Origin of the sequence: Vulcanococcus sp. Clear-D1 (assembly GCF_014654725.1) — a bacterium.
Lineage (GTDB): Bacteria > Cyanobacteriota > Cyanobacteriia > PCC-6307 > Cyanobiaceae > Vulcanococcus.
The window spans coordinates 1-15,898 of sequence record NZ_JACVZV010000005.1 but is presented as its reverse complement, the minus strand read 5'-3'; the positions used below and the strand labels follow the sequence as shown (position 1 = coordinate 15,898).

The window sequence follows — 15,898 nt, the reverse complement described above, 5'->3', positions numbered from 1 at the left end:
CCCAGACACTGCGACGCACCACCACTCCATCGATGACCGACGCGCGCCGACCCGAGGGCTTGCTGCTCGATGCGATGGGCACCCTGATTGGCCTGCGGCGCTCCGTGGGCAGCACCTATGCAGCCTTCGCCGCCGAATACGGGCTGAAGGTGGACGCTGAGGCGATCAATGCCGTGTTCCCGCAGCTGTTTCGCGCTGCACCGGCACTGGCCTTCCCCGGCCTGGAGGGTGCGGCGTTGCTGGAGGCCGAACAGGCCTGGTGGATCGAGCTGATCGCCGGCTGCCTGAAGGCCTGCGGCCATGAAGGCACCTTGCCCGAGGGTCTGGGGCCGGCGCTGTTTGCCCACTACGCCACCGCCGAACCCTGGCAGGTGTATCCCGACGTGCCCGATCACCTGCAGCGCTGGAGCGACGCAGGCCTGAAGCTGGCGGTGGTGAGCAACTTCGATCAGCGGCTGCACCCACTGCTGGAGCAGCTGGAGCTGGCGCCATGGCTGGATGCGGTGGTGGTGTCTTCGGCGGTGGGGGCGGCTAAACCCGATCCACGCCCCTTCCAGCGGGCACTGGAGCTGCTCAAGCTGCCGGCGGCGGCCGCCTGGCACATCGGCGATAGCCCCGAGGATGAAGCCGGCGCCCGGGCAGCCGGGCTCCACTGCGTGCTGATCGAGCGGCAACAGCCCGCCGGCACCCCGGGTGGGTCCAACCGTTGAAGCAAACCGCCTTACTGGGCCGCACCGCCGGTCTGCGTCCTGCCCAGAGCCGTCGGCTGGAGAGGCTCAGCCACCGGCGACACCCGGAGGCCTACGGCGCCGATCTGCTCACCTTGCAGCGGCTGGCGGCCGAGAGCACCGAGCTGGAGCTGCCCTTGAGCCTCGTGATCGATGGCCGCGGCCTCTGCCGCCTGCTGTGGGTAGGCCCGCTGGAGCAATCAGGCCGGCTACTGGAGCGCCTGCCCGGGGGGCCGCGCCGCCAGGGCAGTGACCTGCGCCTGATCACCTGCGTCGGCCGGGCCAAGCAGCTTGAACCCCAGGGCAGTGAAGCGGTGGTGGGGCTCGATCTTGATCCCCAGCTCTGGCTGCGCTACTGCCAACAACCGGGCGCCGGCGGCGACTGGATGGCTGCGGCTTACCTGCCCGGCGGCGATCCCAGCCATCCCTGGCAACAGCAGCACGAGGCCGATCTCAGTGAGCTCTGCCAGTGGATCCCACCGGAGCGGCAAGCGCCGCCGCAAGCGGCGACCAAACCAAGCGGTCTTGAGCAGGTGCTGCTGCTGGTGCTCAGCCCCTCCGACCCTGAAACGGCGCGGCGTGAGATCGCGGAGCTCGAAGGGCTGGTGCGGAGCGCCGGCTCACTGCCGGTGGGACTGGTGGTGCAACGCAAGGCTTCCGGCTCACCGCAAACCCTCTGGGGCGAGGGCAAGCTCCGCGAAGCAGCACTGGAGGCACGGCGGCTTGGGGCTTCGCTGGTGGTGACCGATCGCGAACTCACCCCCGCCCAGGCTCGCAACCTCGAGCACCTGCTGGATCTGCCGGTGAGCGATCGCAGCGAGCTGATTCTCGACATCTTTGCCCAGCGGGCCGCGAGCGGAGCGGGGCGGCTTCAGGTGGAACTGGCGCAGCTGCGCTACCGGCTACCTCGACTGGTGGGCCGCGGCCTGAGCCTCTCGCGCCAGGGCGGTGGCATCGGTACCCGCGGCCCCGGTGAAACCCAGCTTGAAAAGGATCGCCGCGCCATTGCCCGCCGCATCGACAAGCTGCAACGCGATGTGCAGAAGCTGCGGGAGCATCGGGCCCGCATCCGCAGTGGCCGCCACGGCCTGCAGCGCTTTGCCCTGGTGGGCTACACCAACGCCGGCAAGAGCTCCCTGCTCAATGCCCTGAGCAAACCGGCTGCCGGCGAGGCCGTGCTGGCGGAGAACAAGCTCTTCGCCACCCTCGATCCCACCACCCGCCGCATCAGCCGGCCCAACCCCGCCGGCGGGCCGCCCCAAACGCTCTTGCTCACCGACACGGTGGGCTTCATCCGCGCCCTGCCGCCACCCTTGGTGGAGGCCTTTCGCTCCACGCTGGAGGAAACCCTGGAAGCCGATCAGCTGCTGCTGGTGGTGGATCTTTCCGATCCGGGCTGGGAGGAACAGCTCAAGACAGTGCATTCCATCCTGGATGAGCTGGGCAGCGACACCCCGCGCCGGCTGATCGGCAACCAGATCGATCGCTGCACGGCCCAGTCCCTGGACCAGGCGCGCAATCTCGATCCCCAGGCACTGTTCGTCTCCGCCACCGCAGGCCTTGGCCTGGAGGGTTTGCGCGAGTGGCTGTTCAGCGAACAGCCGCCACTGGGCTGAGCGATGGGTTGACGTCAGTTCCGGCCCTGGTTATGGCAGCATCTGGCCTCAAATCAACCCGGCTCCATGGCGCTCCAACTGGGCGACACCGTCCCCGATTTCACCCAGAACTCCCAGCTGGGCCCGATCAACCTCTACGACTTCGCCGGCGATAGCTGGGTGGTGCTGTTCTCCCACCCCGCCGACTACACCCCGGTGTGCACCACCGAGCTGGGTGAGGTGTCGCGCCTGCGCTCCGAGTGGGAGAAGCGCAATGTGAAAACCATTGCCCTGAGCGTCGACTCCGCTGAGAGCCATGGCGGCTGGATCTGCGACATCAATGAGACGCAGAACACCACGGTCGACTACCCGATCCTCGCCGATGAGGACAAGAAGGTGAGTGATCTCTACGGGATGATCCACCCCAACTCGCTCAACAACCTCACGGTGCGGTCGGTGTTCATCATCGACCCCAACAAAAAGCTGCGTCTGCAGATCACTTACCCCGCCAGCACCGGCCGGAATTTCCAGGAGATCCTGCGGGTGATCGACTCCCTGCAGCTCACCGACCACCACCAGGTGGCCACCCCGGTGAACTGGAAAGACGGCGAAGACTGCGTGGTGGTTCCTTCCATCCCCACCGATGAAGCCCGCACCAAGTTCCCCAAGGGCGTGACCGAGATCAAGCCCTACCTGCGCATGACCCCCCAGCCCAACAAGTGATCGCCTAGGCGGCACGATGCATCAGCCCCCGGGACAATGCCCGGGGGCTTTTTTGTTGCCATGCGGGTGTTGGGTCTGATGAGCGGCACCAGCGCCGATGGCGTGGATGCCGTGCTGGCAGCCTTCAGTGGCCCGCCGCGCCGGCCCCGCTGGCGGCTGCTCAGCCGGGCCGGCGTGCCGTACCCGGACGATCTGCGCCAGCGGCTGATCGCAGCCGGCCAAGGCCAGCCGATCCAGGCCGCGGATGTGATCGAGCTGGGGGAAGCGCTCACGGAGGTGCAAGCCGCCGCGGCCCGCGCCTGCGATCCAAACGGCAGCGCCCAGCTGGTGGGGTGCCACGGCCAGACCCTCTGGCACCGCCCGCCCCAGGGCGAGCGCCGCGGCAGCAGCTGGCAGCTGTTGCAGGGCCCCCTGCTGGCCCAGCTGTTGCAGCGGCCCGTGGTGTTCGACTTCCGCGCCGCTGATCTAGCCCTCGGGGGCCAGGGGGCACCGCTGGTGCCAGCTGCCGATGCCGCCCTATTGCCGGCGATCGGCGGCTGGCGGGCCCTGCTCAACTTGGGGGGCATCGCCAACCTCACCCTGCTGCCACCGCAAGCGGGCCCGGATCGCACCGCGGCCGTGCAGGGCTGGGATTGCGGCCCCGCCAACACCCTCCTGGATCTGGCGGCGGCCCAATTCTCCGCAGGGGAGCGGCGCTTCGATGCCGATGGCGCCTGGGCAGCCCAAGGCCAGGTGGATGAGGCGCTGGTGCAGCGGTGGTTGCAAGAGCCCTATCTGCAGCAGGCGCCGCCTAAATCCACCGGCCGGGAATTATTCGGGCAGCCAGATCTGCAGCGGCGCCTGCGGGAGCTAGAGGCCGCTGCAGATCGGCGGGATCAACGGCTGGAGCCCGCCGATGCCCTCGCCACACTCACCGCCTTCACGGCTGCTGTGGTGGCCCAAGACCTGGCCCGCGGGCCAGCCGTTCTGGAACTGCTGGTGGCCGGTGGCGGCGCCCGCAACGCCACCTTGATGGCGGAGCTGCGCCTCCGCTGCCGCGGCCTGCAGCTGCGGGCGCTGGCGGAGCTGGGCATCGGCGAGAGCGACCGCGAGGCTCTGGCCTTCGCCCTCCTGGCCTGGTGGCATCACCACGGGGTCAGCGGCTCACTTCCCTCGGTGACAGGCGCCGCGCAGCCGGCCGTTCTAGGGGTGTGCGCCCACCCGAGCCTTTAAACCGGCAGATCACGATCCACCACGAAGCGCGGGCAGAAGCCACGGCCGTTCATAGGGTGTGGCGATCGGCCAGCAAGCCCATGAGCGCCGGCAACGCCCCCGCCCTCTACGAGCGCATCCGCAGCGATCAGCAGCTCACCCAGGAGCTCTTCCGCCAGGCCCTGCAGGACCCCTCAGGCGCCCTCAGCCGCATCTGTGAGCTGGGCGACAGCTGGGGGCTGCCCGTGAGCAGAGACGAGGTGAAAACCCACCTGGGCAGCATCGACGACCCTGAAACCAAGCAGTGGCTGCTCAAGGCCCGGGGCGGCCTCTAGGGCGCTGCGGCGCGGCCGGCGGTCGGCCCCCATCCAGCTGAAGAACAGCCAGTAGCTCACGATCGCCAGGCCGGCTGCCACCACCAGGGCCGCCACCTGTTCGAGTCGCTTCACCATGGCGCCGGGCTGTGCGGGGACAGAAAACAGTCTGCAGGGCCGGACCTCCCAGGGGAGATGATGCAAGCAGGACCGGGCCCCAGGCGCCCTCCACTGCACACGCCTTGCTCCGTCTCGAACGCGTCTCGAAGATCTATCCCACCGGTGAGGTGCTGCGGGATGTCACCTGGGAGGTGAAGGCGGGCGATCGCATCGGCTTGGTGGGCGTGAACGGCGCCGGCAAATCCACCCAGATGCGGATCATCGCCGGGATGGAGGAGCCCAGCAGCGGCCAGGTGGTGAAGCAGGGCGATCCCCGGATCGTGTATCTGCAGCAGGAATTCGATGTGGATGTGAGCCGCACCGTGCGGCAGGAACTGTTCCAGGCCTTCGGCGAGGCCGCCACGGTGCTCAACCGCCAGCGCGAGGTGGAAGAGGAGATGGGCTCGGAGAAGGCCGCCGAAGACCCCGACCACCTCAATGATCTGATCCACGAGCTGGGCAGCCTGCAGAGCCGCTTCGAGAGCCTGCACGGCTACGAACTCGATGCCCGCATCGACAAGCTGCTGCCCACCATCGGCTTCACCCCGGAAGGGGCCGAGCAGCTGGTGGGCGACTACTCCGGCGGCTGGCAGATGCGCATCGCCCTGGGCAAGGTGCTGCTGCAGGAGCCGGATCTGCTGCTCCTCGACGAACCCACGAACCACCTGGACGTGGAGACGATCCAGTGGCTGGAGGACTACCTCGTGGGCCAGACCTGCCCGCTGGTGGTGATCAGCCATGACCGGGCCTTCCTCGATCGGGTCTGCAATCAGATCGTGGAAACCGAGCGAGGGGTCTCCCGCAGCTACCTGGGCAACTACAGCCAGCACCTCGAGCAGAAGGCCCTGGAGCGCGAAGCCGGCCAGGCCGCCTTTGAGCGCCAGCAAAAGGAGCTCGCCACCCAGCAGGCCTACATCGATCGCTTCCGCGCCAGCGCCACCCGCTCCACCCAAGCCAAGAGCCGCGAGAAGCTGCTCGACAAGGTGGAGCGCATCGAGGCGCCGATTGAAAGCGTCAGCGGGCCGCGCTTTCAGTTCCCACCGGCCCCGCGCAGCGGCCGCCTGATCGCCGAGATCAAAGACCTCAGCCACAGCTACGGCGAGCAGATCCTGTTCCTGGGCACCAACCTCGAGGTGGAGCGGGGCGATCGCATCGCCTTCGTGGGCCCCAACGGCGCCGGCAAATCCACACTGCTGCGCCTGGTGATGGGCATCGAAAAGCCCGATGAGGGCTTCGCCGGCCTTGGGGAGCACAACGTGATCGCCGGCTACTTCGAGCAGAACCAGGCCGAAGCCCTTGATCTCTCCAAGACGGTGATCGACACCCTGTTTGAGGCCGTGCCCGATTGGACCCAGACCCAGGTGCGCTCGCTGCTGGGCAGCTTCTGCTTCAGCAACGACGCCGTGTTCAAGGAGGTGGGCAAGCTCTCCGGCGGCGAAAAGGCACGCCTGGCCCTGGCGCTGATGTTGCTGATGCCCTGCAACCTCGTGGTGCTGGATGAGCCCACCAACCACCTCGACATCCCGGCCAAGCAGATGCTCGAGGATGCGCTGATCGACTACGAGGGCGCGGTGCTCGTGGTGAGCCACGACCGCTACTTCATCTCGCGGGTGGCCAACAAGATCGTGGAAATCCGCGATGGCGAACTGGTGGTCTACCGCGGCGATTACGCCTACTACCGCGAGAAGAAAGCCGAAGAGGCCGCTGCCGCTGAGGCCACACGCCAGGCCGCCGAGCAGGACGCCAAACGCAAGGCCAATCGCGACAAGCAAAAGGCCAAAGCCGAAGCGCGCAAACAGAAGGTGGCCTGAAGCGCGCTCAAAACAACTTCACAGTTCCCTAGGCAAGACGACTCATTGTTCTTGTCCAAGACACACAGTGTTCATACGCTGATGACTTCCCCCCTTGAGAGGTCAGGCCATGGGCATCGTTCCGCATCCCTCCCATGCCACGAGCTCGATCGCAGCCAGCACCGCCACGGGTGCTGACCTGATGGCCATGGGGCTCGCAGCCTCCAGCCCCCCCGGCCTGGATCCGGTGGAAAGCTATTTCGAATGCATCACCGCCTGCTCCATCGACGACGGGGAGTGTGTGACCCAGTGCGTGGAGGTGCTGCGCGAAACCGACGGCTGATCGCCGATCAACGCGATCCCATCAGGGTTGAAAGCTCCACCGGCGTCACCTGCAGTCGCAGGGTCTGACCCTGCCGCTGCAGCGTGACCTCCATGGAGCGGCCCACACCATTGCGCTCCACCAGCTGGGTGAGCTGAGCCGGGTGACTCACGGCCTGGCCATCCACCGCCGTGATCCGATCGCCAGGCCGCAGCCCCGCCCGTGCAGCCGGTCCCCCAGGCATCACGCTGCGCACCACAGCACCCGGCATCGGGCTACCGCTGGCGTTGCGCACAGCATCCAGACCCACGCCGATCATCGCGTGGCTCACGCTGCCCTTGTTCACCAGCTGCGCGGCCACGCTGCGGGCGCGGTTGATCGGGATCGCGAAGCCAAGCCCGGCTCCCGGGCCGGATCGCACCAGGGTGTTGATCCCCACCACGGCACCATCGGCATCCAGCAACGGCCCCCCGGAATTGCCCGGGTTGATTGCCGCATCGGTCTGAATCAGCTCCAGCCGCTTGTCGGTGATCCCAAGGGCGGCGGCATTGCGGTTGAGGCTGCTCACAATGCCGAGGGTCACGGTCTGATCCAGGCCAAAGGGATTACCGACGGCAATCACCCACTCACCCACCTGCAAACTGTCGGAATTGCCCAGGGGCGCCACAGGCCAGGAGCCACCACCCGCCAGACGCACCACGGCCAGATCGGTCACGCGATCAGCGCCCACCACTGTTCCTTCCACGCGGCGGCCATCGCTGAGGCCCACCATCACCCGCGTGCTGCCTTCCACGACATGGGCATTGGTGAGCAGCAACCCGGTCGAGTCGTAGAGGAAACCACTGCCCTGGCCCCGCTCCGTGCGCTGCGATGGCGGGATGGCACCGCCACCCTGGGGCAACCCAAAGAACTGCCGCAGCATCGGGTCCATGAAGGGAAAGGGCGGCAGGCTCTGGCGACCTGGCACCACCACCGTGCGCTCGGTGTCGATGGTGACCACCGCAGGGCCGGTGCGCCGCACCGCCTCCGCCACGAACGACTGGCGCGAAAGCACAGCGCTGGCCGCCGGCGACTGCGCCAGGGCAGACGGGAGAGAGGTGAGCACCGGGCTGGCCAGGGCCGCAGCAAGGGCCAGGGGCAACACCCGGGAAGGCACAGCAGCCATGACAAGCAATCCGGCGGGTTTCGACCGTACGCAGGTTTTCCGCGGCGGCAAAGGGGCCGGCGCTGGTGGATTCCCCCCCCACCGCGGCTGGCGCAACCGCGCGATGATGGGAGCAATGGATTGAACGCCGTCCATCCCCTCCCTGCCGGGAACCCTCCCCATGAGCTCCGAGCTATTCGCCAAGCTGCTGCCGCTCGTTTACGCAGCCTGCTTCCTCGGATTGCTCTGGCAAGCCTTCCGGATCATGGGTCGCGGCTTTGCGGCGGTGCCGCGGCCGGGTGATCAGAACCGCATTCCCCGGGGCGATCGCACTGGCCGCCTCACCATCCATCCGGAGCTACTCGATGCGGATGGCCAGCTCACCCGCGACGACTTGCTCACCGTGCGCTTCGGGGGTGATCAAGAGCAGCCCGCCTCACCGAACGACCCCAGCTGAGCCCGCATGGGCCCTCCAGCTGGTACAACCGTTGAGTGCTTGTGGACACAGCGGAGGCTGAGTGGAGCAAAGAACCCGGATCGTGGCTGCGGTGCTCAAGGCCATCAAGCTGCCCCCCCGCTTTCAGCTGAAGCTGGTGAAGGAGGATCCCGTGCGTCTGGAGCTGATCCTCACCCCGGCCTACGGCAAACAACCGATCCTTGTGGGACTCGTGGAATCCCAGGATTTGGTGGCCCGCCGCGACCGCGAAGGGCGCGTGCCCAGAGATCTACAGGGCACCTGGGATTGGACCGTGCGCCACGGCAAGGTGAACACCGGCGGCTGGAACCCCTACCTCAAGGAAGCGCTCCAGACGATGTTTGAAACCGGTTTGCCGGCCATCGTCTACGAAGAAACCACCGGTGAGGTGTATCACCCGGTGGACGGCGCCCGCCACGTGCGCTGAGCCCACCCGCCACACACCAGGCCGTGCCCCTACCGATCGAGCCGCTGCTGCCTGAGCTGGTGCAGCGGCTCCCCGCCGGTGGCACCGTGCTGCTGCAAGCACCCCCGGGTGCCGGCAAAACCACCCGCGTTCCGCTCGCCTTGCTGGAAGCCTGCGGCGGCCGGATCCTGATGCTCGAGCCAAGGCGACTGGCCGCCAAGGCCGCGGCAGAGCGGCTGGCCACCGAGCTGGACGAACGCGTGGGCGAACGGGTGGGCTACCGCGTGCGCCTGGAAAGCCGCATCTCCGCCGCCACGCGCCTTGAGGTGCTGACCGACGGCCTGTTCCTGCGGCAGCTGCAAGCGGATCCAAGCCTGGAAGGCGTGGAATGCGTGATCTTCGATGAATTTCACGAGCGCCGCTGCGAGGCTGATCTGGCTCTCGCCCTGCTGCGCGAGGCCCGGGAGCTGCTGATGCCCGAGCTGCGGCTGCTGGTGATGTCCGCCACGCTCAACCTGCAGCCCTTGGTGGAGCAACTGCCGGAGGCCGCACTGCTCACCAGCGAGGGGCGCAGCCATCCGGTAAGCGTGAGCCATCAGCCGCCACGAGAGCGGGAAGCGCTGCCAGCGCAGGTGGTGCGCGCCCTTGAAGCCCACTGGCTCGATCAGCGAGATGCCAGCGAAACCGTGCTGGTGTTCCTACCGGGACAACGGGAGCTGCGCGCCTGTCAGGACGCCATCGCCGCCACAGGTTGGGGGCGAGAGCTCGAGCTGTGCCTGCTGCACGGCAATCTGCCCCTGGCCGAGCAGAGCCAGGCAATCCGCCCCGCCAGCAAGCCAGCCGGGAAGGTGGTACTGGCCACCGCCATCGCCGAGAGCTCGCTCACGATCGAAGGCGTCAGCCTGGTGATCGACAGCGGGCTCAGCCGCCGCAGCCGCTTCGATCCGGTGAGCGGCATGGAGAGCCTGGTCACCGTGCCGGCCAGCCTGGCCAGCGCTGAACAGCGAGCCGGCCGCGCCGGCCGCCTGGGCCCGGGCCGCGCCCTACGCCTCTGGAGCCCGGCCGAGCAACAACGCCGGCCCGCCTTCGATCCACCCGCCGTGATGGAGGCCGATCCAGCCCCGCTGGTGCTGCAGTTGGCCGAATGGGGAGCAGGCCTTGGTGAAACACTGCCCTGGCTGGAGCCGCCGCCGGAAGCCCACCTGCGCGAGGGGCAAGAGCTACTGCGCCAACTGGGGGCCCTGGAGGAGGGCGGCAACCTCAATGCTCATGGCCGCAGGCTCGCCAATCTGGGGGTGCATCCACGCCTGGCCCAGCTGCTGCTGCGCTCCTGCGAGCTGGGGGCCGTGGATCTGGGCTGCAGCCTGGCTGCCCTGTTGAGCGAACGCGATCCGCTATCGCAACTGGAGGCCGGCAGCGACCTGATGCGCCGGCTCGACTGGTTGCGCAGCGCAGGCCGTGATCCACGGGGCCAGCAGCTGCGCCAACTGCAACAGCAGCTGCGGCGCCAACTTCCGGAGCAGCCCTCCCTCGCCGGAGCCCCGGCCGACCGTGAAGCAGCCGTTGCCGCAGAACTACTGGCCTACGCCTACCCCGAGCGGGTGGCACTGGAGCGCACGCCGGGGTCAGGCCGCTATCTCACCCGCAGCGGCCGCGGTGCCGTGCTCCATCCCAATGACCCCCTGGTGGGCAGTCCAGCCCTGGCGATCGCGGCGGCCGACGGGAGCGGCAGCGATGCCCGCATCCAACTGGCCCTGCCCCTCGCCCCTAACAGCCTCACCGCCTTGGCCCTGAGTGCTGGTGAAGAGCTTGCTCAGGTGTGTTGGGACAGCCAGCATCAACGCATCCGGGCTGAGCGGGAGCTACGCCTGGGAGCCCTGGTCCTGGAACGGCGGCCGTGGCCTGACGCACCCGCCTCGGTGCTGCGCACAGCTCTGCTGACCGGACTGGCCGAACTGGGCCTTGAAGCTCTCCCCTGGGATGGCAGCAGCCGCCAGCTGCAGCAGCGCCTCTGCCTGGCCCACCGTGAGCTGGGGAGCCCATGGCCCGACAGGAGCCTGACGGCTCTGGCCTCCGATCCCAGCAGTTGGCTGGCCGATCAACTCGATGGCCTTCGCAGCCGCGCTGATCTGCAGGGGCTCAACCTGACCGAAGCGCTATGGAACGGGCTGCCATGGGATGCGCGGCGGGAGTTGGAGGTTCTGCTGCCGGAGGCCATCGAGATCCCCTCAGGCCGCCTGGCACAGCTGGATTACAGCGGCGGGGAGCCGGTGCTGGCGGTGAAGCTGCAGGAACTGTTCGGAGCTGCGAGCACCCCCACCGTGCTGGGCGGCCGGCTGCCCGTCACGGTGCAGCTGCTTTCGCCCGCCGGCCGGCCCGCCGCCATCACCCAGGATCTGGCCGGCTTCTGGAATGGCACTTACCAGGAGGTGCGCAAGGAGCTGCGAGGGCGCTATCCCCGCCACCCATGGCCCGAAGATCCCGCCAACACGCCAGCTACGGCACTCACCAACCGAGCTCTGCAGCGGCGTCAGTCCCAGAGGTGATCAAAACCGAAGTGGCGCAGCCCTTCGGCAATGCCGGCGCAGCCCTCTGCTGAAGCGAGATACACCGACGACAAACGGGGTAGATGTTCCAGGAGGGCCGCTTCAGCATTGGCCACCATCACACCCTTCAGCCCGGTTTCAAACATCGCGAGATCGTTGAGCGTGTCACCCGCTGTTACGACGCGCTGCGGGTCCACCTCCAGCCACTCCAACAGGGCCAGCAGGGTGGAGCCTTTGTTCACTCCGCTGGGCAGCAGATCGAGATAACGGTTGTCGGAGAGCAGGCAATCCACGCCATGGGCCTCCAGCTGCGGAATCAGGCTGTGGTCGAACTGCTCAGGGTCGACGTAGTAAGCCAAACGGCGCTCTGAATGAAGTGGTTGTGCTGCCAGACCGGGCTGCCCCGCCAGCATCGGCAGAAGCCGCTGCTCCAACCCCTGCCAGCGGGCATCGATCGGCTCTACCGCCAGCGGCACCGGCAACAACGACTGACCGCAAGCCACCGTGCAACCCACATCTCCGATCACAAGGTGAGGAGCAGCCAAACCGATCGGTTCGTCGTCCTCCAGCACCCGGGCGATCGAAGCCAAATCGCGCCCCGTGCAGAACACGTGAAGCACACGCTCCCGCTGCTCCGCCAGCCAGCGATAGAAGTTGCGCCGCTCAGCGGTGGCGCCCCCCAACAACGTGCCGTCGAGATCCGTCACCAGCACCAGCTCCGGAGCCTCGGGCAAGGGCGCCGAGAGCTGGCTCTGCAACAACTGGCGTGACACAGCAGGGACCGGACAAGTGGCGACAACCGTATCGCCGAACACCGTCAAGCGGACCACATGTTTCGTTACAGTCCGACCGTTCGCGTCATTCCGATGCCTGACTCCACCTCCACATCTGCACGCTTCGGTTTTGTGAATTTCGCCGAAACCTGGAATGGCCGCCTGGCCATGCTGGGCTTCACCATCGGCCTTGCCACCGAGCTCCTCACCGGCCAGGGCATTCTCGGCCAGATCGGGCTCGGCTGACGTTGTTAAACCGGAGCGATGCTCTGCCAGCGCTCCCTCGCTTGAGGGGGCGCTTTTTGATGGTTCAAACTGACGGCACAGCACCAGCAGCTCCCCTGGCTCAGCTTTTCGCCAAGAACCGTCGCGACGGCGCCCGCATGCTCAGCAGCGGCATCGTGATCACCGCCGTGGGCTGGATCCGCATCGACCACCCGGCTGGCCAGATCGTGGCGTTGCTCGGCAGCCTGGTGTGCCTCTACTGGTGGAGCTGCTATCGCCGCCTGGAGCGGTGAACACTGATCTCGGCCTGCCGCGCTACAGCGTCAGCGCACTCAATCAGGCGATTGCGTCTCTGCTGGAGCGGGGCTTCGCCCCGCGGTTCCTGCTGGAGGCCACCGTGTCGCGGCCGCAGCTGAAGAAGGGGCATCTCTGGCTCACGCTCGTGGATGAGCAAGCCTCGGTTTCGGGGGTGGTGTGGGCGTCGCAGCTCAGCAAGCTGACGTTCCAACCCAGCGAGGGCGATGGCGTGCTCGTGGTAGGCAAGCTGAATTTCTGGGCCAGCCGAGCCAGCCTCTGCGTTCAGATCCTCGATCTCAGGCCCAGCCTCAGCGCGGTGCTGCGCCAATTCGAGCGGGTGCGGGCTCTACTGGAACCGGAAGGACTCCTGGATCCAGCGCGGAAGCAGGCCTTGCCCGCCATGCCGGCAGCGATCGCACTGCTCACCAGTGTTCCAAGCTCTGCTCTCGCCGACATGCTGCGCACCGCGCAGGAGCGCTGGCCAGCCACCCGTATCCATGTGGTGCCGATTCCGGTGCAAGGTGCCGTGGAGGAGCAGATTCGGGCAAGGCTGGCCGAGGTGTTGGCTCGAGCCAAGGATTTGGGCATTGAAGCCATCGTGCTGGCACGGGGTGGCGGCAGTCGCGAAGACCTGGCTGTCTTCGACAACGAAGCTCTTGCCCGCGATCTTGCGGCCTGCCCACTGCCCCTGGTCACGGGCCTGGGCCATGAAGACGACACCACCATCGCCGACCTGGTAGCCGACTACCGCGCCGCCACCCCCACGGCCGCTGTGGTGGCGCTGCTGCCCGACCGCCAGCATCTAATGCTGAGCCTGCAGCAGCAGCGAGCAATCCTCAGGCAGAGCCTCAGCCACCGGTTGCAACGGGAACGCTTGCGGCTCGAGAGCGATCGCGCCCGACTGCTGCAGCTGCATCCCCGCAAGCTACTGGCGACCACGCGCCAGCAGCTCCACCAACGCATCGAGCTCTTGCAGGCCCTCTCCCCCCAACGCTTGCTGGAGCGCGGCTTCTCGTTGGTGCACCAAGCCGATGGGCAACTGGTGCGCTCGGTGCGGCAGGTACAAAGCGGCGATGCTCTGCAACTGATGGTGGCGGACGGCAGGATCAACACCGTTGTGCAAAACACGGATCGAGGAGGCCATGGCTGAGCCCAAACCGAAGCGAAGGCGCAGCGCCGTTGAACCCGAGAGCCAGTGGCTGGCCGAGGTGGAGCAGCTGAGCTTCAACGAAGCCCGAACAGCCCTTGAGCTGGCCATGGCCAAGTTGCAATCCAGCGAGCTCGAAGTGGAAGAGATGGCAACGCTGTATCGCCGTGCAGAGGCGTACGCCAACCGCTGCAGCGCCGTGCTGCAAGGCGTTGAGCAGGACGTGATCGAATGGGACTCCCCGACCACATGACACCGGCTGTGGAATCTCGAAATCCCAACATGGCGCTGCCGAAAGCGCAGACGCCTTGGTTGTCTTGGCTGTACCTGGCTTTGGCCATCGCCGGCGGGGTTTTGCCGTGGATGGCCAACCTCGCCTTCATGCGCGACTACGGCTCCAGCTTTGATCTGAGCTTGTTTGTCTCCCTGGCCAATGCCAACGCGGCATCTCAATCCCTCTCCAGGGATCTGCTAGTGGGCGCATCTGCGGTCACGATCTGGATGGTGGTGGAAAGCAGGCGGCTCCAGATGCGACACCTCTGGCTGGTGCTGCTGAGCTCAGTCACGATTGCCTTTGCCTTCGCCGCACCCCTCTTTCTCTGCCTAAGGGAGAGGCGATTGGCGGAACTAGCCCGCGAGGCGATCGCCAGCGGTGCATCAGAGCTCGCCTGAGACGTCGCGAACCTCAACGTCGATCACTGCGGAGCTGGCAGGTTGATCGGCTGTGGGATTGGAACGGTCGTCAGCAGCGATCAAGGCAGCACCGCAAGCCGGACACGTTGCCGCTCCAATGCTGGGCATCCCGCATGCGGGACAAGTGATCAAGCGCCGGCGGAACCACTGCCAGGCCAGGAATCCGGCACCGGCCAACACCAGTGGGCCAAACACCAACAAGAGGGCAAAGCCCTCCAAGACATCAAAGAACACCCGTGCTGTGAACCCCGGCGCAAGCAGCAACAACCCAATCACGGTGATCCAAAGCCATGGGATCGGGCGTTGCATCAGGCGGCCTCTTGGCTGGCTAAGTCCATCCTCTCTAGATCACGCCCACAGGGGAAGGGGATCAGCGGGCGGATGCCTCGCCATCCCTACGGCGGCTCACCACCACGCTCAACGCCATGCCGTAATACACAACCAAACCCACGAGCCAAACCCAAAGGCTGAGCAACAGCACACCGCCAATCACGCCATAGGCCTGAAAGCGGGTGCCCAGCGATAACAAGCTGCGGCCCAAAACAACATTGAAGGTGGTCAACACAAACCCGATCAGAACAGAGCCGGGGATTAACGACCGAGCCGGAACATGACGCGATGGGAGGATGGCCAGCAGCGCAAAGGAGAGGCTGCAGGCAATCAGCAACGAGATCCCAAAATCAACAGCCATCGGTACCGGCGCCCAGAGATGCAGCCAATCCGGCAACCACGCCTGGAGCATCAGGCGCCAACTGCCAGGGCTCAGCAATCGCAGATTGGTGGTGAGCTGATCGAGCACCACAAAAAAACCAATCAGGGCAACCAGCGCAATCGATTCCAAACGTGCGCGGATAAAGCGCCAGACAGGCCTGGCCCAATGATCAATCGGAAGCAAGCAAGGCCGAAATCCCCACAAGCGATCAGCGCCGCGCTGCAAGCTGAGATAGGCATTGGTGGATGACACCAAGAGAAAAGCGGCACCGACCAAACCGGCACCAGTTCCCTGACGAATCAACTGATTTAACGTGCTGCGGATCACAGGAATCACCGATGGCGGCAACACCTGATCCGCCAATCCCAACACCTGATCAGAAAGGTTATCCACGCGACCCAAAAGGCGACTGGCAACGCCCAAGGCAATCAACAGGATCGGGAAGAATGATTGCAGTGTGTGGTAAGCGAAGGCAGCACTGAGGTCTACACAATCTTCACGATCCCAAAGCCGATACGAACGCCAAAACAAACGCACCAAGGAACGCCACCGAGAAGTGCGCTGCATTCCACCAAGGGACTCTGACCTAACACCGACGCTACAACCTCCCCCAGCACGAGCCAACAAAAAAGCCACCCTCTCGGGTGGCTTCTCTGTC

At 66.3% G+C, this 15,898-nt stretch carries 19 protein-coding genes; 15 read left to right on the top strand and 4 right to left on the bottom strand.

From position 1 onward, the window contains the following. Window positions 1-32: 32 nt before the first annotated feature. The 7 genes from H9532_RS01450 to H9532_RS01420 all read left to right on the top strand — a co-directional run bounded on the left by H9532_RS01450 (window position 33) and on the right by H9532_RS01420 (window position 6,843). Window positions 33-710: an HAD-IA family hydrolase gene (locus H9532_RS01450; RefSeq protein ID WP_296365085.1), complete on the top strand. Its 678-nt coding sequence runs from the start codon at window positions 33-35 to the stop codon at window positions 708-710. Then, entirely contained in the window at window positions 707-2,344 is a 1,638-nt protein-coding gene (gene hflX / locus H9532_RS01445) for a GTPase HflX (protein WP_296365083.1), read from the top strand. Before H9532_RS01450 ends, hflX begins: the two co-directional genes overlap by 4 nt. Window positions 2,345-2,410: 66 nt before the next feature. After that, window positions 2,411-3,046: a peroxiredoxin gene (locus H9532_RS01440; RefSeq protein ID WP_296365081.1), complete on the top strand. Its 636-nt coding sequence runs from the start codon at window positions 2,411-2,413 to the stop codon at window positions 3,044-3,046. Between the two features lie 60 nt (window positions 3,047-3,106). Further along, entirely contained in the window at window positions 3,107-4,258 is a 1,152-nt protein-coding gene (locus tag H9532_RS01435; protein WP_296365079.1) for an anhydro-N-acetylmuramic acid kinase, read from the top strand. An 80-nt stretch (window positions 4,259-4,338) separates the two neighbouring features. Then, entirely contained in the window at window positions 4,339-4,572 is a 234-nt protein-coding gene (locus H9532_RS01430) for a hypothetical protein (RefSeq protein ID WP_029552778.1), read from the top strand. A 221-nt stretch (window positions 4,573-4,793) separates the two neighbouring features. Then, window positions 4,794-6,521: an ABC-F family ATP-binding cassette domain-containing protein gene (locus H9532_RS01425; RefSeq protein ID WP_296365077.1), complete on the top strand. Its 1,728-nt coding sequence runs from the start codon at window positions 4,794-4,796 to the stop codon at window positions 6,519-6,521. 109 nt (window positions 6,522-6,630) lie between these two features. Then, the gene (locus H9532_RS01420) at window positions 6,631-6,843 is read left to right on the top strand and encodes a hypothetical protein (protein WP_296365074.1); all 213 of its coding nucleotides are present in this window, start codon (window positions 6,631-6,633) and stop codon (window positions 6,841-6,843) included. 7 nt (window positions 6,844-6,850) lie between these two features. Here H9532_RS01420 and H9532_RS01415 read toward each other — a convergent pair whose 3' ends face one another. Further along, window positions 6,851-7,987, bottom strand: coding sequence for a trypsin-like peptidase domain-containing protein (locus H9532_RS01415; protein WP_296365073.1), 1,137 nt, complete (start codon window positions 7,985-7,987; stop codon window positions 6,851-6,853). A gap of 160 nt (window positions 7,988-8,147) precedes the next feature. Here H9532_RS01415 and H9532_RS01410 point away from each other — a divergent pair, with 160 nt between their 5' ends. The 3 genes from H9532_RS01410 to hrpB all read left to right on the top strand — a co-directional run bounded on the left by H9532_RS01410 (window position 8,148) and on the right by hrpB (window position 11,393). After that, a complete protein-coding gene (locus tag H9532_RS01410; protein WP_296365071.1) occupies window positions 8,148-8,423 on the top strand; it encodes a DUF2973 domain-containing protein in 276 nt (91 codons plus the stop codon). 61 nt (window positions 8,424-8,484) lie between these two features. After that, a complete protein-coding gene (locus H9532_RS01405; RefSeq protein WP_010304737.1) occupies window positions 8,485-8,868 on the top strand; it encodes a hypothetical protein in 384 nt (127 codons plus the stop codon). Window positions 8,869-8,891: 23 nt separating this feature from the next. Beyond that, window positions 8,892-11,393 (top strand): ATP-dependent helicase HrpB, encoded by a 2,502-nt coding sequence (hrpB, locus tag H9532_RS01400; protein ID WP_296365068.1) that lies wholly within the window; start codon window positions 8,892-8,894, stop codon window positions 11,391-11,393. Here the strand turns inward: hrpB and H9532_RS01395 are convergent. After that, on the bottom strand, window positions 11,378-12,166 hold the full coding sequence (locus tag H9532_RS01395) for an HAD family hydrolase (protein ID WP_296365066.1): 789 nt from the start codon (window positions 12,164-12,166) through the stop codon (window positions 11,378-11,380). The genes hrpB and H9532_RS01395 overlap by 16 nt on opposite strands. 93 nt (window positions 12,167-12,259) lie before the next feature. Between H9532_RS01395 and H9532_RS01390 the strand changes: the two genes are divergently transcribed. The 5 genes from H9532_RS01390 to H9532_RS01370 are packed head-to-tail and all read left to right on the top strand — an operon-like array spanning window position 12,260 to window position 14,507. Continuing rightward, a complete protein-coding gene (locus tag H9532_RS01390) occupies window positions 12,260-12,412 on the top strand; it encodes a chlorophyll a/b-binding protein (RefSeq protein ID WP_010304750.1) in 153 nt (50 codons plus the stop codon). Window positions 12,413-12,471: 59 nt separating this feature from the next. Beyond that, entirely contained in the window at window positions 12,472-12,684 is a 213-nt protein-coding gene (locus H9532_RS01385) for a hypothetical protein (RefSeq protein ID WP_296365063.1), read from the top strand. Continuing rightward, window positions 12,681-13,838: an exodeoxyribonuclease VII large subunit gene (gene xseA / locus H9532_RS01380; RefSeq protein ID WP_296365061.1), complete on the top strand. Its 1,158-nt coding sequence runs from the start codon at window positions 12,681-12,683 to the stop codon at window positions 13,836-13,838. The genes H9532_RS01385 and xseA overlap by 4 nt, the downstream gene beginning before the upstream one ends. Further along, window positions 13,831-14,088 (top strand): exodeoxyribonuclease VII small subunit, encoded by a 258-nt coding sequence (gene xseB, locus H9532_RS01375; RefSeq protein WP_296365059.1) that lies wholly within the window; start codon window positions 13,831-13,833, stop codon window positions 14,086-14,088. The genes xseA and xseB overlap by 8 nt, the downstream gene beginning before the upstream one ends. A 29-nt stretch (window positions 14,089-14,117) precedes the next feature. Beyond that, the gene (locus H9532_RS01370) at window positions 14,118-14,507 is read left to right on the top strand and encodes a DUF2834 domain-containing protein (protein WP_296365230.1); all 390 of its coding nucleotides are present in this window, start codon (window positions 14,118-14,120) and stop codon (window positions 14,505-14,507) included. On the opposite strand, the gene H9532_RS01365 is transcribed toward H9532_RS01370, so the two are convergent. After that, window positions 14,493-14,837: a hypothetical protein gene (locus H9532_RS01365; protein WP_296365056.1), complete on the bottom strand. Its 345-nt coding sequence runs from the start codon at window positions 14,835-14,837 to the stop codon at window positions 14,493-14,495. The genes H9532_RS01370 and H9532_RS01365 overlap by 15 nt on opposite strands. Window positions 14,838-14,898: 61 nt before the next feature. Further along, window positions 14,899-15,898: YihY/virulence factor BrkB family protein (locus H9532_RS01360; RefSeq protein WP_366664501.1), on the bottom strand; the 1,000-nt coding region annotated here is incomplete at its 5' end.

Coding starts and splice junctions, on each gene's coding strand:
- H9532_RS01450 (WP_296365085.1), top strand. CDS start 33: ATGACCGACGCGCGCCGACCCGAGGGCTTGCTGCTCGATGCGATGGGC.
- H9532_RS01440 (WP_296365081.1), top strand. CDS start 2,411: ATGGCGCTCCAACTGGGCGACACCGTCCCCGATTTCACCCAGAACTCC.
- H9532_RS01435 (WP_296365079.1), top strand. CDS start 3,107: ATGCGGGTGTTGGGTCTGATGAGCGGCACCAGCGCCGATGGCGTGGAT.
- H9532_RS01430 (WP_029552778.1), top strand. CDS start 4,339: ATGAGCGCCGGCAACGCCCCCGCCCTCTACGAGCGCATCCGCAGCGAT.
- H9532_RS01420 (WP_296365074.1), top strand. CDS start 6,631: ATGGGCATCGTTCCGCATCCCTCCCATGCCACGAGCTCGATCGCAGCC.
- H9532_RS01415 (WP_296365073.1), bottom strand. CDS start 7,987: ATGGCTGCTGTGCCTTCCCGGGTGTTGCCCCTGGCCCTTGCTGCGGCC.
- H9532_RS01410 (WP_296365071.1), top strand. CDS start 8,148: ATGAGCTCCGAGCTATTCGCCAAGCTGCTGCCGCTCGTTTACGCAGCC.
- H9532_RS01390 (WP_010304750.1), top strand. CDS start 12,260: ATGCCTGACTCCACCTCCACATCTGCACGCTTCGGTTTTGTGAATTTC.
- H9532_RS01385 (WP_296365063.1), top strand. CDS start 12,472: ATGGTTCAAACTGACGGCACAGCACCAGCAGCTCCCCTGGCTCAGCTT.
- xseB (WP_296365059.1), top strand. CDS start 13,831: ATGGCTGAGCCCAAACCGAAGCGAAGGCGCAGCGCCGTTGAACCCGAG.
- H9532_RS01370 (WP_296365230.1), top strand. CDS start 14,118: ATGGCGCTGCCGAAAGCGCAGACGCCTTGGTTGTCTTGGCTGTACCTG.
- H9532_RS01365 (WP_296365056.1), bottom strand. CDS start 14,837: ATGCAACGCCCGATCCCATGGCTTTGGATCACCGTGATTGGGTTGTTG.